The sequence below is a fragment of the Kitasatospora sp. NPDC091207 genome (assembly GCF_044768625.1).
Lineage (GTDB): Bacteria > Actinomycetota > Actinomycetes > Streptomycetales > Streptomycetaceae > Kitasatospora.
In genome coordinates, this window is sequence record NZ_JBIVVS010000001.1 from 396,489 (window position 1) to 415,250 (window position 18,762).

Here is an 18,762-nt window from a genome sequence, read left to right on the forward strand (position 1 = left end):
AAGAACGACCTCTACGTTATTTGCAGCGGGGCCCGGCGTACACAACGGAGGCTCCACCAACCACGCCAGTGGCCATTCTGGGGGAGTGCACACATGTATCGCACAGACACCGGCAGCACCATCACCGCTGCGACCACCGTGCCCAAGGAACTCGTCCACAAGCGCGCGGCCGACGAAGTGCTGCTGACCGGCTGGGAGCCCACCGGGCCCGACACCCACCGGGTGACCGCCCGCTGGCCCCGCGAGCGGGCCGACGGCGGATTGTACGACCCGATGCTCCTGGTGGAGACGGTCCGGCAGAGCTTCCCGCTGCTCTCCCACGCCGCCTTCGACGTCCCGATCGGGCACCACCTCGTCTGGGACCGCTTCAGCTTCGCGCTGGTTCCCGAGCTGCTCCTGGTCAACCACCCCGCCGACCAGGACTGGGACGACGTCCGGCTGGACGTGGTCTGCCAGGACGTGGTCCGGCGCGGCAACCGGGTCTGCGCCCTCACGCTGTCCTACATGATCAGCCGGGCCGGCGAACCGCTCGCCACCGCCCAGACCCGCTTCACCGTCCAGGCCCCGGCCATCTACCGGCGGCTGCGCGGAGAGCGCGGCGACGCCGCCGAGATGATGGCGCGCGCCCTGCCGCCGGGGCCCTCGATACGCACCGCGAGACCCGACGCCGCCACCGCGCAGGACATCGCCCTCTCCGCCACCGACCACCCCCGGCGCTGGCAGCTGCGGGTCGACACCTCCCACCCGGTCTACTTCGACCACCCCGTCGACCACGTGCCCGGCGCCCTGCTCCTCGACGCCTGCCGCCAGGCCGCCCAGGCCCTCTGCCCGCCGGCCCCCGTCCTGGCGGTCGCCATGGAGTGCGTCTTCACCAGCTACGTCGAGCTCGACGAGCCCTGCCTGGTCGAGGCCGCCCGACTGCCCCGCGACCCGGCCGGCCGCGACCGCATCGGCGTGACCCTCCACCAGGGCCCCGACAGCGCCTCCTGCTCCACCGTCGTCACCGTCGTCCCCCACCCCGCCGCCCCGACCCGCTGACCGTCGGCGCACTGCCCACCCGGGCCTGCCCACCGGTCAGGAGACCGCCGGACGGCCGGGGCCTTCGTGGCGCCGGATCCGGGCGGGGCCGCCCCTGGCCCGGCGTGCGCGGTCGAGGCCGTCGCGGGACCGGAAGCAGCCGGTCGGCGCGATGACGAGGCACCAGCCGGTCGCGCGGACGCGGTTGTGGCCGACCTCACGGAGGTGCGGGAGGAGCGCCTCGCCGCCCGCCGGACGATGTCACCGGTCCCGCTGCTCGGGGCACTCGGCCCGCCGGCTGAGGCCGGGTCAGGGACGGCCGCCCCGGAGAACCTCCGGGTGGGTTCCTCCCGGACTTCTCCGAGGAACCCGGGGAGAGAGAAACAGTCAGGGCCGGTCTCCCTGGCGGGAGACCGGCCCTGAGCTGGTCCTACTGGGTCGGGGTGGCGGGATTTGAACCCACGGCCTCTTCGTCCCGAACGAAGCGCGCTACCAAGCTGCGCCACACCCCGGTCCTGCGGTTTGTTGCTCTGTTTCCTTCGCAACGAGTAGAACTCTACCGGACGCTTGCCGAGAGACGAAATCCGATTCCCGGCGGGCCTCCGCCGCAGGTCAGCGGGAGGGGGTGAGGGTGAGGAGGGTGGCCTCGGGCGGGCAGGCGAAGCGGACCGGGGTGTAGCGGTTGGTGCCGCAGCCGGCCGAGACGTGCAGGAACGCGCGGCGGCCGCCCGCCTGGTGGGTGGAGAGGCCCTTGACCCGCTTGGAGTCGATGTCGCAGTTGGTGACCAGGGCGCCGTAGAAGGGGACGCAGAGCTGGCCGCCGTGGGTGTGGCCGGCCAGGATCAGCGGGTAGCGGTCGGCGGTGAAGGCGTCCAGGACGCGCAGGTAGGGCGCGTGCACGACGGCCAGCGAGAGGTCGGCGTCGGCGGACGGGCCGCCGGTGACCTCGCTGTAGCGGTCGCGGCGGATGTGCGGGTCGTCCAGGCCGGTGAATTCGAGGTCGAGGCCGCCGATGTTCAGCCGGCCCCGGGTGTTGGTGAGGTCCAGCCAGCCGGCCGCGTCGAAGCCGTCGCGCAGCTTCTCCCACGGGTTGTGCACGGCGCCGGTGATCCCGCGGCGCGCGGTGCCGTCCGGGTTGTTCATCCCGTGGGCGCCGCTGCGCATCGCCTGGAGGTAGCGGGCCGGGTTCTTGCGGGCCGGGCCGTAGTAGTCGTTCGACCCGAAGACGTAGACGCCGGGGAAGTCCATCAGCGGCCCGAGCGCGTCGAGCGTGGCGGGGACGCCGAGCGGGTCGGAGAGGTTGTCGCCGGTGTTGACCACCAGGTCGGGGCGGAGCCCGGCGAGGCTCTGCAGCCAGCGCTGCTTCTTGCCCTGGCCGCTCACCATGTGGATGTCCGAGACCTGGAGTACCCGCAGGGGGCGGGCGCCCTTGGGCAGGACGGGCACCTCGACCCGGCGGAGCCGGAAGGAACGGACCTCGTACCCGGCGGAGTAGGCGAGGCAGGCGGCGCCGGTGGCGGCGATTCCGAGGGGGACGGAGTACAGCGGTCGCATCGTTCCATGCTCTCAGACGGTGGATCAGCCGGTGAACGTCCGGTCGGTGCGCGGGGACACGCCACCGTGGGCCGAATGCCCCCGCGGCGGGGGCATTCGGCCCGGCGTCGGGGGCCGGCTGCCCGGCCGGCTCCGGCCCGTCGGCCCGGTCGCGTCGGGCCCGGAGGGCGCGGACCTCGTACCGGTTGCCGCAGCGCTCCGTCGAGCACCAGCGGCGCCGGCCGGGCCGTGAGGTGTCGACGAAGACCGGGGAGAGGTCGTGGGCGCCGCACTCCCGGACCCGGTGGGCGAAGGGGCCGGTGAACAGCGCGATGGTGTCACGGGCGAGGGTGGGGACGAGCTGGTCGCCGTCGGCCGGCAACGGGGCGGCCGCGCCGTCCGGGCCGATCCGCGGGACCAGTGGCGGGTGGGCGGCGGCGCGGTCCGGGCGGCGGTCAGCTGTTCCGCGTCGACGCGGACGCCGGCGGGCAGCTCCGGCCGGGACCGCCCCCGTCACCGGGTGAGGTCCTCGGGGTGGTGCGGCAGCTCGTACCGGGCCGGGGGCTCCGGGCCCGCCGGTGGTGAGCGGTTCCAGGCGGAGCGCGCCGGGGCCGAAGGGGTGGCGCGGGCCCCCGGGGGGAGCGGCACCGGGCCGGTCGCCCGTTGGTCGGTCGTGCAACCACGGCAAGAAGTCACGAAGCGGGCGCGAGGAGCCCGCTGCGGCGGCCACGGGCGCGGGCTCCGGTGTTAATGGCGGGCAGCCGAACGTCGCAGGTGGGAGACTCTGGGCCATGACCACGCTCAAGGAGCAGTTGCACGAGGACCTCACGGCGGCCATCAGGGATCGGGCCGAGCTGCGTTCGGCCACCATCCGGCTGACGCTCTCCGCCATCACCAGTGAGGAGGTGGCCGGCAAGGAGAAGCGGGAGCTCTCGGATGCCGAGGTGCTGAAGGTGCTGGCCCGCGAGGCGAAGAAGCGTCGGGAGGCGGCCGAGGCGTTCGATGCCGCCGGCCGGACGGAGCAGGCCGCCCGGGAGCGGGCCGAGGGCGAGCTGCTGGCCGGCTACCTGCCCAAGCAGCTCTCCGACGAGGAGCTGGCGGCGATCGTGGCCGCCGCCGTCGCCGAGAGCGGTGCGACCGGCCCGCAGGGCATGGGTGCCGTGATGAAGCTGGTGAAGCCGAAGGTGGACGGTCTGGCCGAGGGCGGCCGGGTGGCCGCCGCGGTCAAGGCGGCGCTCACCGGCTGACGGCCCGCACAGGGCGGGCGCCCACGCGACCGCGAAACGCGGGACGCGCGACCGCGCCCACGGCAGAGCGCCCACGGGACCGCACCCATCAAGAGGGGCGCCCTCCGAGCAGATCGCTCGGAGGGCGCCCCTCTCAGTGCCCGGGTGGCGGGCCGGTCAGTGCCGGCCGCCGTTCCCGTTGCCGTTTCCATTGCCGTTCCCGCCGCCGATGATCCCCGGCGGGAGGGTGAACCCGCCGCCGATCATCCCGCCGGCGTTGTTGGCCCCGCCCGGGTTGCCCCCGGGGTTGCCCCCGGGGTTGCCCCCGGGGTTCCCGCCCGGGTTCCCGCCGGCCGCGGCCGCGTCACCGTTCGGCGGGGCGGCCGGCGGGCTGGCCGGAGCGGTCGCGTTCGGGTCGGGCTTCGGAGCCGGGTCCGGGATGTTGACGGTCTGGAAGGTCTCCTTGCCGGAGCCCTTCAGCGCCTGGTCCATCGCCATCTTCCAGATCGGACCGGGGCCGGTGGCGCCGAAGACGCCGTCGCTGCCGTAGTAGGTGTCGCCGATCTTCATGTTCTTCATCTCGACGCCGCCGGCCGGGCCGCCGATCCAGACCGCGGTGGCCAGCTGCGGCGTGTAGCCGTTGAACCAGGCGGCCTTCTTCTTGTCGGTGGTACCGGTCTTGCCGGCGATCTGGCGGCCGTCCTCCAGACCGAGCGAGGCGCCGGTGCCCTTCTCCGTCACGTTGAGCAGGACGGTGTTGAGCGCGTCCGCGGTGCTCTCCGACATCGCCTGGCTGCAGCTCGACGCCGGGACCGTGACGTCCTTGCCGTCCACCGTGGTGATCTTGTTGATCGCGATCGGGGTGCAGTACTTGCCCCGGGCGGCGAAGGTCGCGTAGACGTTCGCCATGGTCATCGGGGACATCTCCTGGGTACCCAGGGTGATGGCCGGCACGACGTCCAGCTTGTCACCGCTGGCCCGGGTGGTGATGCCGAGCTTGTTGGCCATCTGCTTGACCGGGCAGAGGCCCATGTCGGCCTCCATCTGGACGAAGTAGGTGTTGACCGAGAGGGCCATCGCCTGCTTCAGCTCGTACGGGCCGACCTCGGACTTGCTCTCGTTCGGGACGTACCGCTTGTCGCCCTTCTCGGTGTTCTTCCAGGTGCCGTCGCAGGTCTTCATCGTCGGCCACTCGATGCGGTTCTCCGACGGGTACGCCTGGGTCGGCGAGATCCCGGACTCCAGCGCGGCGGCGGCGATGATCGGCTTGAAGGTCGAGCCCGGCTGGAAGCCGTTGCCGCCGCCCATCGCCGCGTCGACGTTGAGGTTGACGACGGTCTGGTTCTTGTTCGGGTCCAGGCCGTACGGGCGGGTCTGGGCCATCGCCAGGATCTTGCCGCTGCCCGGCTCCATCATGGTGGCGGCGGCCGACACCGGGTCGGTGACCTTGACCTTGCTGGTCACCGCGTTCTGGGCGGCGGCCTGCTTGTCCGGGTCGAGCGTGGTGTAGATGTTCAGACCGCCCTGGTCCCAGAACTTCTTCCGGTCGGCGGCGTTCTTGCCGAACACCGGGTCCTGCTTGACCACGTGCCGGACGTAGTCGCAGAAGAAGCCCATGCCGGCGTTGGCGGTGATGCAGCCGTTCTGCGGGTCCTTGTACTTCAGGCCCAGCGGGGCGGCCTTCGCCTCCTTCGCCTGGTCCGCGGTGATGTGCTTGTTCTCGACCATCTTGTCGAGCACCACGTTGCGGCGCTTCACGGTGTTCTCGGGGTAGCGCACCGGGTCGTACTGCGAGGGGTTCTGCACCAGGCCGGCCAGGGTGGCGGCCTCGGCGATGGTGAGGTCCTTGTTGCTCTTGCTGAAGTAGCGCTGGGCGGCTGCCTCGACCCCGTAGGCCTGGTGGCCGTAGAAGGTGATGTTGAGGTAGTTGGTGAGGATCTGGTCCTTGGTCAGGTCCTCCTCCAGCTTGATGGCGACCTTCAGCTCCTGGATCTTGCGGCCCAGGGTCTTGCGCTGGGCCTCCAGGACGGCGGCCTGGTCGTCGCCGGCCTTCTCCACGTTGACGTTCTTCACGTACTGCTGGGTCAGCGTCGAGGCGCCCTGGGAGGCGGTGCCGCTCTCGGCGTTCTTGCCGGCCGCGCGCAGCACGCCCTTGAGGTCGACGGCGCCGTGCTCGTAGAAGCGCGCGTCCTCGATGTCCACCTGCGCCTGGCGCATGTACGGGGACATCTGGTCGGCGGTGAGCACCGTGCGGTCGCGCTCGTAGACCTTGGCGATCAGCCCGCCCTTGGCGTCGAAGATCTGCGTGGCCTGGGTGAGCGGCGGCGTCTTGAAGTCGTCGGGGATGTTGTCGAAGCTCTCCGCCGTGCTCTTGGCGGTCAGCCCGAGCGCGCCGACGGCGGGCAGGGCCATGCCGGCCAGCAGGACTCCGGAGAGCACGCTGACACCCAGGAACTTGATTCCGTGCCCCGCCATGTCGAGCGGTGATCCGCGGCGTCGGCCGCTCGGAGCTCCGTGGTTGCCGGGGGGCTGGGGTGCCTGGGGGCGCTTCGGTGCCATGGGGAGAACCCTACGTCGCCGAATCCCGTACATAGGGGCAGGTGTTCGCCTAGGCTTGTCACAAGCTTGCGACAGCTTCGGTGCGTCAACATCACTCACTCTTGTGAGTGATGAGGATTGCCCGAATTGCCCCTCTCTGGAGTGTTTTTGAGGCAGCTGTTGGCAGCTGTACCCCCATATTCGGTTGCTCTCAGTGACGGCGCGCGTGGCGAGAGTTTCCCCGGGGTTCTTGGCAAGGCTTGCGACCTGCGATCACTCCAACGAGTGAGCTGACCGATACCCATAGTCCAATCGGGTCATTCGAGATTGAGCCCGAAGGGGCTGTTGCAAGCTGTCGTTCTTCCGTAACGTCCTCAACTGGCAACGGTGAATATGCCGTTGCCGCCGTGGGGGAGCCTCGATTCGGGAGAGGACGGCGCCGGCATGGGCTGGGTAGACGACTGGAGTGCGCAGGCCGCCTGCCGCACTAGTGATCCGGACGAATTGTTCGTCCAGGGGGCGGCGCAGAACCGCGCCAAGGCGGTGTGCAGTGGGTGTCCCGTTCGGACGGAGTGCCTGGCGGACGCACTGGACAACCGGGTGGAGTTCGGGGTCTGGGGCGGGATGACGGAGCGCGAGCGGCGTGCGCTGCTGCGCCGACGGCCGACGGTGATGTCCTGGCGGCGGCTGCTGGAGACGGCTCGCACCGAGTACGAGGAGTCCCTCGCGACCGGTGTGATACTGACGGACTACGCCCAGGCGGGCTGAGCGGCCCGCGGTGCGGGAGCACCGGAGTCACGCGGCGGAGGACGAGGGCCACGCGACGACGGCGGTGCACGAGCTGTACGGCAACGGTCCGGGGGCGACGCTACGGGGGAGCAGCGTCGGAGAGGGCCGGTGCGGAACCGCTACCCGGTGTGCCAGTGCCACCCGGTGCGGGAGCGCCACCCGGTGCGGGAGTGCTACACGGTGCCGCTGAGGCGCTCGCCGATCGCGCGCAGCCCGTCCAGGTCGTGGACGTCACCGGGCAGCGCGGCCACCTCGACGATCGGCACGTCCGGGTAGACCGAGACGAAGCGGTCGCGCGTGCGCCGCTCCCGCGACATGATCTGCATCCGCTCGGCGTGCAGCCGCAGCAGCCCGGCCGCGACCAGTTCGGCCTCGGGCGAGGTGTGCTCCGAGCCGTTCTCCTCCAGGGCCTCGGCCGCCGCCAGCGCGCGTTCGGCGGTGAGCTGCGGAGCGCCGGTCCGGTGTACCCGGTTCAGGACCAGGCCGGCGAGCGGCATCCGGTCGGCGGCGAGCCGGTCGACGAAGTAGGCCGCCTCGCGCAGCGCGTCCCGTTCCGGCGCGGCCACCACCAGGAACGCCGTCCCCGGCGCCTTGAGCAGCTGGTACGTCCGGTCGGCGCGCTCGCGGAAGCCGCCGAACATCGAGTCCATCGCGCTGACGAAGGTCTGCAGGTCGGTCAGCAGCTGGGCGCCGAAGATCTTGCCGAGGGTGCCGGTGAGCAGGCCCATCCCGACGTTGAGGAACTTCATCGCGCTGCGCCCGCCGACCTTGGCCGGCGCGGTCAGTATCCGGATCACCTTGCCGTCGAGGAAGGACCCGAGCCGGTTCGGCGCGTCCAGGAAGTCCAGCGCGGAGCGGGACGGCGGGGTGTCGACGATGATGAGGTCCCACTCCTCGGCCGCCCGGAGCTGGCCGAGCTTCTCCATCGCCATGTACTCCTGGGTGCCCGCGAAGCCGGCCGACAGGGACTGGTAGAACGGGTTTTCCATGATCGCCTGGGCCCGTCCGGGTTCGGCGTGGGCCAGCACGACCTCGTCGAAGGTCCGCTTCATGTCGAGCATCATGGCCTGGAGCTCACCCTCGCCCGTGACGCCCTTGACGATGCGGGGGGTGTTGTCCAGCTCGGTCAGGCCCATCGACTGGGCCAGCCGACGGGCCGGGTCGATGGTCAGCACGACGACCGTGCGGCCGCGCTCGGCCGCCCGCAGCCCGAGTGCCGCGGCGGTCGTGGTCTTGCCGACGCCACCCGAGCCGCAGCAGACGATGATCCTGGTCTTCGGGTCGTCGATCAGTCCGTCCACGTCGAGGTGACTGCCCTGCGCGGTGACCACGCCCGGCCTGTCACCCGCACCGCGCCTGTCACCCGCACCGCGCTTGCCGTCCACGCCGTGCTTGTCGCCCGCACCCTGGGTGCCGTCCGCGTCGGGCCGCGCTCCCGCGGCGCTCCCGCCCGCCGCGGTCCGCCCGTCGCTCGTGCCCCGCCCGGTGTCCTCGCCCGGCCCGCCGTTCCCGTTCACGCTGCCCCCTGACGCTTCAGCTCGCCCGCCAGCCGGTACAGCCCGCCGAGGTCCACACCCTCGCCCAGCAGCGGAAGTTCGTAGCTGGGGAGCTTCAGCTGCTGCAGGTCGGCGCGCTGCTCGCGCTCCAGCTCCACCCGCTCGGAGTGCTCCCGGGCCTGCTCCAGCAGCGGGTCGAGCAGCGGGTCCACCGCAGCCCGGACGGTCTCCGCCTTGCGTGAGCGCCCGCCGAGGCCCGCTTCGCCGAGGGCCAGCGCGACCTCCTCGCGGTGGTCCCCGTCCACCGCGGCCACCGCCGCCGCGTCCAGCAACGGCGGCCGGACCATGTTCACCATCACCCCGCCCACCGGGAGGGCGGCCTCGCGCAGATCGGCGAAGCCGTCGACCGTCTCCTGCACCGGCATCTCCTCCAGCAGGGTGACCAGGTGCACCGCGGTCTCCGGCGACCTCAGCACCCGCATCACGGCCTGCGCCTGGGTGTGGATCGGCCCGAACCGGGCCAGCCCGGCCACCTCGGAGTTCACGTTCAGGAACCGGGTCAGCCGGCCGGTCGGCGGCGCGTCCATCACCACCGCGTCGTACGTGCGCCGCCCGTCCGGGCCCTTGCGCCGGGCGGCCTCGCAGGCCTTCCCGGTGAGCAGCACGTCCCGGACACCGGGGGCGACGGTGGTGGCGAAGTCGACGAAGCCGACCTTCTGGAGCGCCTTCCCGGCCCGTCCGAGCTTGTAGAACATGTCGAGGTACTCCAGCAGCGCCTGCTCGGTGTCGATGGCCAGCGCGTAGACCTCGCCGCTGCCGGCCCCGTGGCCGCCCCTGCCCGGCAGCCCCAGCTGGGCGCGCGTGACGGACGCGATCCGGCGCTCCTCGTACGGCAGTGCGGCGATCCCGAACAGTTCGGCGATGCCCTGGCGGCCTTCCACCTCTATCAGCAGCGTCCGCCGTCCCTCGGCCGCGAGCGCCAGTGCCAGCGCCGCGGCCAGGGTGGTCTTCCCGGTACCGCCCTTGCCACTGACCACGTGCAGCCGGACGCCCTCCCAGTCGGGATCACGCCGGGCCGCCTGGCCGGGGGTGCGTGCCACGCTCCGTCTCCGTCCGTCTCCGAGGGCCGAGGGCCGTTCCGAGGGCCGCCACCGCGCAGGTGCCCTCCCGCGAGGGTAACCAGGGACCGCGCCGGATGCCGGGAGCATCAGGGGGACCAGGCCTGAATCATGCCCGGATTGTGGGCCACCTCACACGCCCGCCAGCGGGCCGCGCCACTCGTCGTTGCCGCTCGTCTAGAGTCTGGCCATGACCAAGTGGGAATACATGACGGCGCCCCTGCTGGTGCACGCCACCAAGCAGATCCTGGACAACTTCGGCGAGGACGGCTGGGAGCTCGTCCAGGTCGTGCCCGGCCCCAACCCGGAGCAGCTGGTGGCCTACTTCAAGCGGGAGAAGAACGCATGAGCAAGGTCGAGGACAAGCTCGCCGAACTCGGTCTGACCCTGCCGCCGGTGGCCGCGCCGGTCGCCGCCTACGTGCCGGCCCTGCGCTCGGGCGAGTTCGTCTTCACCTCCGGCCAGCTGCCGATGGTGGGCGGCAAGCTGCCGAGCACCGGCAAGGTCGGCGCCGAGGTCACCCCGGAGGAGGCCAAGGAGCTCGCGCAGATCTGCGCGCTCAACGCGCTGGCCGCGGTGAAGTCGGTGATCGGCGACCTGGACCTGATCGAGCGGGTCGTGAAGGTGGTCGGCTTCGTCGCCTCCGCCCCCGACTTCACCGGTCAGCCCGGTGTCATCAACGGCACCAGCGAGCTGCTCGGCCAGGTGCTGGGCGAGGCCGGCGTGCACGCCCGCAGCGCGGTCGGCGTGACCGTTCTGCCGCTGGACGCCCCGGTCGAGGTGGAACTCCAGGTCCGGGTCAAGGTCTGAGCCTGATCACGAGGCGGGGTTGGCCCTGTCCAACCCCGCCCTCGTGCGCTTAGCATCCGGGCATGGACCAGCGAGCAACGACGCTCCCGATGCCGCCCGGCTGGCCTGCCCGGATCAGGGCGGTCGAGTCCGGCGAGGTGACCCCGCCGGTGCCCCGGCCCTCCGCCACCGTGGTGCTGCTGAGGGACACGGCGACCGGGCCGGAGGCCTATCTGCTGCGCCGGCGCAGCTCGATGGCGTTCGCCGCGGGCATGTACGCCTATCCGGGTGGCGGGGTGGACCCGCGCGACGCCGAGGCCGAGCTCGGCTGGGCCGGTCCCGGTCCGCAGGAGTGGGCCGAGCGGCTCGGGGTGGACGCCCGCACCGCGCAGGCGGTGGTCTGCGCCGCCGTCCGCGAGACCTTCGAGGAGGCCGGCGTCCTGCTGGCCGGCCCGGACGCCACGAGTACGGCCGAGCCCCGGGACTGGAGCGCGGAGCGCGCCGCCCTGGAGGCCCACGAACTCTCCTTCGCCGACTTCCTCCGCGCCCACGGCCTGGTGCTCCGCAGTGACCTGCTGGCCGGCTGGGCCCGCTGGGTGACCCCGGCGTTCGAGGAGCGCCGGTACGACACCTGGTTCTTCGTCGCGGCCCTGCCGCCGGGTCAGCGTGCCGCCCTGGAGGTCGGCGAGGCCGACCGGGTCGCCTGGCTCTCCCCGGCCGAGGCTGTCCAGGGCCATGAGGAGGGCCGGTTCGGGATGCTGCCGCCCACCGTGACCGTGTTGCGCGAGCTGCTGCCGGTGCGCAGCGCCGAGCAGGCGCTGGACGCGGCGGCGGGCCGTTCGCTGCACCCGATCCTCGGCACGGCCGAGGTCCGGGGTGATCGAATGACGGTTCGATGGTCGGGGTATGAAGAGCTGACCATCGATGGACACTTTCCCGAAGACCACTGAGGCCGAGGACCACCGAGACCGAGGAGCGCTGAGGCCCAGGACCACTGGGCTCCCCGGCGGTCCGCGGCCCGGAACACCCGACGTCCGGGCCGACCGATGACCCGAACACCGACCCGAGGAAGGACCGACGCCCGATGACCCACAACGACGTGGCTCGCCGGACGGTGCGCGAGATGCCCGCCCGCGACCTGACCCCCCGCCCGCTCGCCTGTGCGGCCGCGGCCGCCGACGACGCCCTGCCGGGCCTGCGCGCCCTCGTCCGGACGCTGCCCGCGCGCGTGCTCGATCGTGGCTGTGAGGGCGGCCGACTCGGTGGGAGCGGCCGGTGAGCGGAATCCTCCCGGGTGACCCCGCCACCGGCATCGACGGCGAGGCCACCCCCAGGGCGCTGTGCGTGCTGGCGCCGAACCCGTCGCCGATGACGCTGGACGGCACCAACACCTGGCTGCTCTCCGAGCCCGGCTCGGACCTCGCGGTGGTCGTCGACCCGGGCCCGCTGCACGAGGGGCACCTGCGCCGGGTGATCGACACCGCCGAGCAGCAGGGCAAGCGCGTCGCGCTCACCCTGCTCACCCACGGTCACGCCGATCATTCCGAGGGCGCCGCGCGGTTCGCCGAGCTGACCGGTACCGAGGTCCGTGCCCTGGACCCGGCGTACCGGCTCGGCGCCGAGGGGCTGACGCACGGGCAGCGGCTGGAGGTCGGCGGCCTCGACCTGCGGGTGATCGCCACCCCCGGGCACACCTCGGACTCACTGACCTTCCACCTGCCGGCGGACGGCGCGATCCTCACCGGTGACACCGTCCTCGGCCGCGGCACCACGATGGTGGCCCACCCCGACGGCAGGCTCGGCGACTACCTGGACTCACTGCGGCACCTGCACACGATGGCCTCCGAGCACGGGGTGCGCACGGTGCTGCCCGGCCACGGGCCGGTGCTCGCGGACGCGCTCGGCGCCGTCGACTACTACCTCGCGCACCGGGCCGGGCGGCTCGCCCAGGTGGAGACGGCGGTCGAGGCCGGCTGCCGGACGGCGTCGGAGGTGGTGGCCCGGGTCTACGCGGACGTGGACCGCGCGCTCTGGCCGGCGGCCGAGCTGTCGGTCCGGGCCCAGCTCCGGTACCTGGAGGACCACGGACTGATCTGAGCGGGCGCGGTCGCTCCGGACCTGCGCGAGGGCCCGTACACCGAGCGGTGTACGGGCCCTCGTCGTCAGCGGGCGGCGCGTCCGGCGGGCGGCGCGAGCGCTCCGGCCGGCCGGGTCAGCGCGAGCGGCGGGAGAGCCGCTCGACGTCCATCAGGACCACGGCGCGGGCCTCCAGCTTCAGCCAGCCGCGGCCGGCGAAGTCGGCGAGCGCCTTGTTGACCGTCTCGCGGGAGGCTCCGACCAGCTGGGCCAGCTCCTCCTGGGTGAGGTCGTGGGCGACGTGGATGCCTTCCTCGGACTGCACGCCGAAACGGCGCGAGAGGTCCAGCAGGGCCTTGGCGACGCGCCCGGGCACGTCGGAGAAGACCAGGTCGGACATCACGTCGTTGGTGCGGCGCAGTCGGCGGGCGATGGCGCGCAGCAGGGCGATCGAGACCTCGGGGCGGGCGTGCAGCCAGGGCTGGAGGTCACCGTGGCCGAGGCCCAGCAGCTTGACCTCGGTCAGCGCGCTCGCGGTGGCGGTGCGCGGGCCCGGGTCGAACAGCGACAGCTCGCCGATCATCTCGCTGGGGCCGAGGACGGCGAGCATGTTCTCGCGGCCGTCCGGCGAGGCGCGGTGCAGCTTGACCTTGCCCTCGGCGACGACGTAGAGCCGGTCGCCCGGGTCGCCCTCGTGGAACAGCGACTCACCGCGGGCGAGGGTGACCTCGGTCATGGAAGCGCGCAGCTCGCCGGCCTGTTCGTCGTCGAGTGCCGCGAAGAGTGCGGCGCGCCGCAGAACGTCGTCCACGTGCTTCCTCCTTCTCGGCCGCCCGGCGATCAAGCCGGTCGGCGCAAGTTCCGTACAGTGCTCTGCATCACCAAGCATGGCGCATGTCGCTCCGATCATATGAGGAGGGGGTGCGCCGAGGTGTGCTGCGCGGGGCCATTCGTACCGCCGGATCGGTCGGCGGGGCGCGCGTGCGGGCCTGCGGGGCGGCGCGCGGGGCGGTGGCGGCGGCGCGCGCGGCCGGTGTCGTGGGCCCGGCGCGGTGTTCGCAGGTCAGCCCCGCCGGGTGCGCTGCGGTGTCCGGGCGGTGTCCGGGGCGCTCCCGAAGGGTCCGGCAGGCTGCGGGTCGAGCCGGTCGAGCCGGTCGAGCCGGTCAAGGAGTCCGGTCCAGCTCGCGGCCCGGCCCCGCCAGGATTCGGTCGCAGCTTAATCAATGGAGCGGCCGAGGCCGGTGCCACAGGATTCGGTCCTGACGATCCGACGGCTCGAAAGACGGTGACCCCGTATGTCCGCCTCCCTCTCCACCGGCACCACCACCCCCGGGCTCCGCGACCGGGCGCTGCGACTGCGGGCGCTCGTGGCCGACGGGGTGCTCGTCCTGCCGAACGCCTGGGACGCGGGCAGCGCCGCCGTGATCGCCTCCGTCGGAGCCGCGGCGATCGCCACCACCAGCGGCGGTGTCTCCTGGTCGCTCGGCCGCGGCGACGGCCAGCGGCTCGGCCGGACCGACATGGTCGAGGCCGCCCGCCGGATCACCGCCGTCGTGGACCTGCCGGTCACCGTGGACGCCGAGGGCGGCTACGGCCCGGAGCCCGCCGACGTCGCCGACACCGTCCGGGCGCTGATCGGCGCCGGCGCGGCCGGCGTCAACCTGGAGGACTCGACGGCGGTCGGCGGCCCGCTCCTGTCGCCGGCCGAGCAGGCCGCACGGCTGCGCGCCGCCCGGGAGGCGGCCGCCGGGGCGGGCCTGCCGGAGCTGGTGGTCAATGCCCGCACGGACGTCTTCCTGTTCGGGATCGGCCCGAGCGCCGGCCGGTTCGACGACGTGCTGGCCCGTGCCGCGGCGTACGCGGAGGCCGGTGCGGACGGCCTCTTCGTTCCCGGCCTGCTGGATCTCGACCTGCTGGCCCGGCTCTGTGCCGCGTCCCCGCTGCCGGTGAACGCGATGGCGGGGCCGGGCGGGCCGACGGTCGCCGAGCTCGCCGCCGCCGGGGTGCGGCGGATCAGCGTCGGCACCGGGCTGGCCCAGGCCGCGTACACCGCCGCCCACCGGGCCGCCGCCGAACTGCTCGGCGCGGGCACCCTGGCGGAGCTGGACGGCGCGCTGGGCTTCGGGGAGCTGGACGCGCTGTACCGGCGCTGACCGGCAAGAGCTCACCGGCACGCACAGGGGAGGTGCCGGTGATCGGGGCCGGGCGGCGTCAGTGGTCGCCCGGCCCCGGCAGTGGAGCCAGCTCGGGCTGTCCGTCGAGTGCGGCGGGCAGCCCGAGCAGGCGTCGCATCGCCCGCCGGGTGCGGGCGGGCGCGGCCGCGTCCCGGTAGAGCCGGCGGGCGTGGTTGAGCGCCAGGACCTGCCCGGTCAGTTCGAAGACCACCTGGTCGGCGTCCGGGTCCGCCGGCAGCTGTCCGGCGGCGATCGCCAGCTCGGCCTGGTGCCGCAGCTCGCGCTGCCAGACGGCGTTCTTGGCGGCCACCGCCGACCGGACCGGCCCGTGCTCCCGGTCGTCGAACTCGGAGGTCACGGCGGTGAAGAAACACCCGCCGGGCAGCAGGTCGCGCTCCAGGTAGGACACCCAGGCCTCGCACTGGACGAGCAGCCGGGGCAGTCCGGGCTCCGCGCCGACGGCCGCCGCGCGGAGCACCACCTCGCGGACGAACAGGGCGACCGCCTCGTCGACCACGGCGAGTTGCAGGGTCTCCTTGGTGCCGAAGTGGCCGAGGACGCCGGATTTGCTCATCGACAGGTCGGTGGCGAGCCGGCCGATGGTCAGCCCCTCCAGGCCCTCGACCGAGGCGAGGTCCAGGCCCCGGCGCAGGATCGAGCTACGGGTCCGGCGGGCTTCGGCGACGGATCTTCTCGGGCTCACCGTGGCAGTGTAGCCAGCGCCGGCCATTTGGAGTCCGACCGTTCGGACGCCATCGCCCCGAGGTGACACCCCCTCACGGAGACGCGGACGGGTCGGGAGCCCGGATCGCGGCCCTGGGCCACCACCAACCCGCCAGGGTCCTCACCGACGACGACCCCGCCCGGCGCGGTGGCCGCCCGCGGTGGACCCGGCCTGACCGGGCGCCCGGCCTGTGCCCTCCCGCCCGCACTCCCCGAACCGCCTGCCGTCCCGCGCCGATCGACGATCACTGATCGCCCGCGAGGCCAGGGCTGTTCGGCGTAGCCTTCGTGCATGGCAGAGAGCAAGGTCCGGAAGGCGGCTGTGCCCAAGTCGGCCGCGAAGAAACCGGCGGTGAAGCCGAGGAAGCCGGAGTCCCACCTGGCGATGGTGCGGCGGGCCCGGCGGATCAACCGGGAGCTGGCGGAGCTGTACCCGTACGCGCATCCCGAGCTGGACTTCGACAACCCGTTCGAGCTGCTGGTGGCCACCGTGCTGTCGGCGCAGACGACGGACCTGCGGGTGAACCAGACGACGCCGGCGCTGTTCGCGAAGTACCCGACGCCGGAGGACATGGCGGCGGCGGTGCCGGAGGAGCTGGAGGAGATCATCCGGCCGACCGGATTCTTCCGGAACAAGGCGAAGTCGCTGATCGGGCTCTCGATCGCGCTGCGGGACGAGTTCGGCGGCGAGGTCCCGGGCCGGCTGGCCGACCTGGTCACCCTCCCCGGCGTCGGGCGCAAGACCGCGAACGTGGTCCTCGGCAATGTGTTCGGGGTGCCCGGGATCACCGTGGACACCCACTTCGGCCGGTTGGCCCGGCGGTTCGGGTGGACGGCCGAGGACGACCCGGTCAAGGTCGAGGCGGTCGTCGCGGAGATCTTCCCGAAGTCGGAGTGGACGATGCTCTCGCACCGGGTGGTCTTCCACGGCCGGCGGATCTGCCACTCCCGGAAGCCGGCCTGCGGGGCCTGCCCGATCGCGCCGCTCTGCCCCTCCTACGGGGAGGGCGAGACGGATCCGGAGAAGGCGAAGAAGCTGCTCAAGTACGAGATGGGCGGCCACCCCGGCCAGCGGCTGCGCCCGCCCGCCGACTTCCCGGGCGAGGCGGCGGCACGCGCCGACGCGGTGGCCCACCGGGGCGAGGTCGCGGACCTGGCGGTGGCCGAGTGACGGCGCACGATCACGGTCGGGGACCCGAGCGACGGCCGGCTCCGGACGGGCGGATCCAGCGGGACGGCCTGCCGGCCTGGCTGGATCCGGTCCGGGACGCCGCCGAGCGCGTGCTGCCCGAGCAACTGAGCCGCTTCCTGCCGCCCGCCGAGGGCGGACGCGCCTCGGCCGTCCTGATGCTCTTCGGCGAGGGCGCCTCGGGCCCGGACCTGCTGCTGATCGAACGGGCCCGCTCCCTGCGCTCGCACGCCGGCCAGCCGTCCTTCCCCGGGGGCGCGCTGGACCCGGAGGACGGCGACCCCGACGGGCCCGGCCCGATCGCGGCGGCGCTGCGCGAGGCGTGGGAGGAGACCGGCCTGGACCCGTCCGGGGTGCAGGTCTTCGCCGCCCTGCCCGCCCTCTACATCCCGGTCAGCCGCTTCGTGGTGACCCCGGTGCTCGGCTGGTGGCGCGAGGAGTCACCGGTCCGTCCGGTGGACGCGGGCGAGACCGGCGCGGTGTTCCGGGTGCCCATCGCCGAGCTGACCGACCCGGCCAACCGGGCCCGGCTGCGCCATCCGTCCGGCCACCTCGGTCCGGCCTTCGCCGTCGGCGGCCGGCTGGTGTGGGGCTTCACCGCCGGGGTGATCGACCGGGTGCTGCACCACAGCGGCCTGGAACTGCCCTGGGACCCGGCCCGGATCGTCGACCTCTCCGACGAGGCGCTGGCCTTGGTCCAGGGCGACCGCGACCGCTCCCGAGCGCTGCTGGGCGGCGACGCCAGGACCCCGTGAACGCCCGCCTGTGGGGCCCCGCCGCCCGTCATGGGAGGGTGTCGGAGTGAATGTCCTGGATCTGCTGCTGATCGCCGCCGCCGTGGGATTCGCCGTGTCGGGCTACCGGCAGGGCTTCGTGGTCGGCGTGATGTCGGTCCTCGGTTTTCTCGGCGGCGGCCTGCTCGCCGTCCAACTGCTGCCCCTGCTGCTCGACCACCTCAGCCCCGGCACCACCGCCTCGGTGGTGGCCGTCGTGGTGGTCATCGTGCTGGCGGCGATCGGCCAGGCGGTCACCACCCACTTCGGCTGGAAGCTGCGCGGCCACATCGACCGGCGCCCGGCCAAGGCGCTGGACGCGGCCGGCGGTGCGGTGGTCAACGTGATCTCGATGCTGCTGGTCGCCTGGCTGATCGGTTCGGCGCTCGCCGGAACGTCCCTGCCCACCGTCTCCAAGCAGGTCCGCACCTCGGCGATCCTGGGCGGCGTCCAGGACGCGCTGCCCTCCGACGCGCCGAACTGGTTCTCCGACTTCTCCAAGGTGCTCGCGCGCAACGGCTTCCCCCAGGTGTTCAACCCCTTCGAGCACGAGCCGATCACCCAGGTCGACACCCCCGATCCGGCGCTGGCGGCCAGCCCGGCCGTGGCCAAGGCGAAGCAGAGCCTGGTCAAGGTGGTCGGCACCGCGACCTCCTGCAGCAAGACCCTGGAGGGCAGCGGTTTCGTCTTCGCTCCGCACCGGGTGATGACCAACGCCCACGTGGTCGGTGGCGTCGACGAGCCCACCGTGCAGGTCGGCGGTGTCGGCCCGCTCTACGACGCGACCGTGGTCAGCTACGACTGGCAGCGCGACATCGCGATCCTGGACGTGCCCAAGCTGAACGCCCCCCCGCTCTCCTTCGCGGGCGAGGCGAAGACCAACGACAACGCGATCGTGGCCGGCTTCCCCGAGAACGGCGCCTTCAACGTCCAGCCGGCCCGTATCCGCGGCCGGATCCAGGCCAACGGCCCGGACATCTACCACCGCGGCCAGGTCGTCCGCGACGTCTACTCGGTGCGCTCGCTGGTCCGCCAGGGCAACAGCGGCGGCCCGCTGCTCACCCCGGACGGCCAGGTCTTCGGCGTGGTCTTCGCCAAGTCGTTGGACAGCGCGGACACCGGGTACGTGCTGACCGCCGCCGAGGTGCGCGAGGACGCCGAGAAGGGCAGCACCGCGACGACCCGGGTGGACACCCAGGGCTGCGCGCTCTGACGCGGCCGCCCGTCGCCGGTGCGGCCGATCTCCTCCGCGCCGGCGACCCCGGCTGGTAGCGTCGGCCGCGCTCACCCGTTCGGCTCAACCGGCGCCGTCCCGGCGTGG

General features: G+C 73.0%; 18 protein-coding genes, 1 tRNA gene and 1 pseudogene. 12 read left to right on the plus strand and 8 right to left on the minus strand.

Annotated features, from left to right (window positions below):
• Nucleotides 1–93: 93 nt before the first annotated feature.
• Nucleotides 94–1,038, plus strand: a complete 945-nt coding sequence (locus tag ACIQTO_RS01775) for a ScbA/BarX family gamma-butyrolactone biosynthesis protein (protein WP_402381482.1) — start codon at nucleotides 94–96, stop codon at nucleotides 1,036–1,038.
• Between the two features lie 417 nt (nucleotides 1,039–1,455).
• On the opposite strand, the gene ACIQTO_RS01780 is transcribed toward ACIQTO_RS01775, so the two are convergent.
• The 3 genes and pseudogenes from ACIQTO_RS01780 to ACIQTO_RS01790 form a co-directional block, all read right to left on the minus strand.
• Nucleotides 1,456–1,529: transfer RNA gene (locus ACIQTO_RS01780), tRNA-Pro, on the minus strand.
• 100 nt (nucleotides 1,530–1,629) lie between these two features.
• Nucleotides 1,630–2,571: a metallophosphoesterase gene (locus ACIQTO_RS01785; protein ID WP_380578130.1), complete on the minus strand. Its 942-nt coding sequence runs from the start codon at nucleotides 2,569–2,571 to the stop codon at nucleotides 1,630–1,632.
• Between the two features lie 163 nt (nucleotides 2,572–2,734).
• Nucleotides 2,735–3,442 (minus strand): annotated as a pseudogene (locus tag ACIQTO_RS01790) (CGNR zinc finger domain-containing protein); the annotation flags it as partial.
• Here ACIQTO_RS01790 and ACIQTO_RS01795 point away from each other — a divergent pair.
• Nucleotides 3,342–3,797 carry a GatB/YqeY domain-containing protein gene (locus ACIQTO_RS01795; RefSeq protein WP_380578128.1) on the plus strand — a complete coding sequence of 152 codons (456 nt, stop codon included), beginning with the start codon at nucleotides 3,342–3,344 and terminating at the stop codon, nucleotides 3,795–3,797. The pseudogene ACIQTO_RS01790 and the gene ACIQTO_RS01795 sit on opposite strands and share 101 nt — an antisense overlap.
• Before the next feature lie 156 nt (nucleotides 3,798–3,953).
• On the opposite strand, the gene ACIQTO_RS01800 is transcribed toward ACIQTO_RS01795, so the two are convergent.
• Complete coding sequence (locus ACIQTO_RS01800) at nucleotides 3,954–6,251, minus strand: transglycosylase domain-containing protein (RefSeq protein ID WP_402381486.1); 2,298 nt, start codon at nucleotides 6,249–6,251, stop codon at nucleotides 3,954–3,956.
• A 507-nt stretch (nucleotides 6,252–6,758) separates the two neighbouring features.
• Between ACIQTO_RS01800 and ACIQTO_RS01805 the strand changes: the two genes are divergently transcribed.
• Nucleotides 6,759–7,082, plus strand: coding sequence for a WhiB family transcriptional regulator (locus ACIQTO_RS01805; RefSeq protein WP_033333275.1), 324 nt, complete (start codon nucleotides 6,759–6,761; stop codon nucleotides 7,080–7,082).
• Between the two features lie 194 nt (nucleotides 7,083–7,276).
• Here the strand turns inward: ACIQTO_RS01805 and ACIQTO_RS01810 are convergent, their stop codons facing one another.
• Both ACIQTO_RS01810 and ACIQTO_RS01815 read right to left on the minus strand, forming a co-directional pair.
• On the minus strand, nucleotides 7,277–8,434 hold the full coding sequence (locus ACIQTO_RS01810; RefSeq protein WP_402382703.1) for an ArsA family ATPase: 1,158 nt from the start codon (nucleotides 8,432–8,434) through the stop codon (nucleotides 7,277–7,279).
• Between the two features lie 182 nt (nucleotides 8,435–8,616).
• The gene (locus tag ACIQTO_RS01815; protein WP_402381489.1) at nucleotides 8,617–9,699 is read right to left on the minus strand and encodes an ArsA-related P-loop ATPase; all 1,083 of its coding nucleotides are present in this window, start codon (nucleotides 9,697–9,699) and stop codon (nucleotides 8,617–8,619) included.
• Nucleotides 9,700–9,907: 208 nt separating this feature from the next.
• On the opposite strand from ACIQTO_RS01815, the gene ACIQTO_RS01820 reads away from it, so the two are divergent.
• The 5 genes from ACIQTO_RS01820 to ACIQTO_RS01840 all read left to right on the plus strand — a co-directional run bounded on the left by ACIQTO_RS01820 (nucleotide 9,908) and on the right by ACIQTO_RS01840 (nucleotide 12,603).
• On the plus strand, nucleotides 9,908–10,066 hold the full coding sequence (locus ACIQTO_RS01820) for a DUF4177 domain-containing protein (RefSeq protein WP_094743074.1): 159 nt from the start codon (nucleotides 9,908–9,910) through the stop codon (nucleotides 10,064–10,066).
• Nucleotides 10,063–10,527: a RidA family protein gene (locus tag ACIQTO_RS01825; protein ID WP_380578125.1), complete on the plus strand. Its 465-nt coding sequence runs from the start codon at nucleotides 10,063–10,065 to the stop codon at nucleotides 10,525–10,527. The genes ACIQTO_RS01820 and ACIQTO_RS01825 overlap by 4 nt, the downstream gene beginning before the upstream one ends.
• A 62-nt stretch (nucleotides 10,528–10,589) precedes the next feature.
• A complete protein-coding gene (locus ACIQTO_RS01830) occupies nucleotides 10,590–11,456 on the plus strand; it encodes an NUDIX hydrolase (protein ID WP_402381492.1) in 867 nt (288 codons plus the stop codon).
• Nucleotides 11,457–11,590: 134 nt separating this feature from the next.
• A complete protein-coding gene (locus ACIQTO_RS01835; RefSeq protein ID WP_402381495.1) occupies nucleotides 11,591–11,785 on the plus strand; it encodes a hypothetical protein in 195 nt (64 codons plus the stop codon).
• Nucleotides 11,782–12,603: an MBL fold metallo-hydrolase gene (locus ACIQTO_RS01840; RefSeq protein WP_402381498.1), complete on the plus strand. Its 822-nt coding sequence runs from the start codon at nucleotides 11,782–11,784 to the stop codon at nucleotides 12,601–12,603. The genes ACIQTO_RS01835 and ACIQTO_RS01840 overlap by 4 nt, the downstream gene beginning before the upstream one ends.
• A 115-nt stretch (nucleotides 12,604–12,718) precedes the next feature.
• Here the strand turns inward: ACIQTO_RS01840 and ACIQTO_RS01845 are convergent, their stop codons facing one another.
• Entirely contained in the window at nucleotides 12,719–13,393 is a 675-nt protein-coding gene (locus ACIQTO_RS01845; protein WP_030240972.1) for a Crp/Fnr family transcriptional regulator, read from the minus strand.
• A gap of 484 nt (nucleotides 13,394–13,877) precedes the next feature.
• Here ACIQTO_RS01845 and ACIQTO_RS01850 point away from each other — a divergent pair, with 484 nt between their 5' ends.
• Nucleotides 13,878–14,735, plus strand: a complete 858-nt coding sequence (locus tag ACIQTO_RS01850; RefSeq protein WP_402381499.1) for an isocitrate lyase/phosphoenolpyruvate mutase family protein — start codon at nucleotides 13,878–13,880, stop codon at nucleotides 14,733–14,735.
• 58 nt (nucleotides 14,736–14,793) lie between these two features.
• Here the strand turns inward: ACIQTO_RS01850 and ACIQTO_RS01855 are convergent, their stop codons facing one another.
• Nucleotides 14,794–15,459, minus strand: a complete 666-nt coding sequence (locus ACIQTO_RS01855) for a TetR/AcrR family transcriptional regulator (RefSeq protein ID WP_402381501.1) — start codon at nucleotides 15,457–15,459, stop codon at nucleotides 14,794–14,796.
• A gap of 312 nt (nucleotides 15,460–15,771) precedes the next feature.
• Here ACIQTO_RS01855 and nth point away from each other — a divergent pair, with 312 nt between their 5' ends.
• The 3 genes from nth to ACIQTO_RS01870 are packed head-to-tail and all read left to right on the plus strand — an operon-like array spanning nucleotide 15,772 to nucleotide 18,654.
• The gene (gene nth / locus ACIQTO_RS01860; RefSeq protein ID WP_402381504.1) at nucleotides 15,772–16,650 is read left to right on the plus strand and encodes an endonuclease III; all 879 of its coding nucleotides are present in this window, start codon (nucleotides 15,772–15,774) and stop codon (nucleotides 16,648–16,650) included.
• Nucleotides 16,647–17,423, plus strand: coding sequence for an NUDIX hydrolase (locus ACIQTO_RS01865; RefSeq protein ID WP_402381507.1), 777 nt, complete (start codon nucleotides 16,647–16,649; stop codon nucleotides 17,421–17,423). The genes nth and ACIQTO_RS01865 overlap by 4 nt, the downstream gene beginning before the upstream one ends.
• Nucleotides 17,424–17,469: 46 nt before the next feature.
• Nucleotides 17,470–18,654, plus strand: coding sequence for a MarP family serine protease (locus tag ACIQTO_RS01870; RefSeq protein ID WP_380578117.1), 1,185 nt, complete (start codon nucleotides 17,470–17,472; stop codon nucleotides 18,652–18,654).
• Nucleotides 18,655–18,762 lie beyond the last annotated feature (108 nt).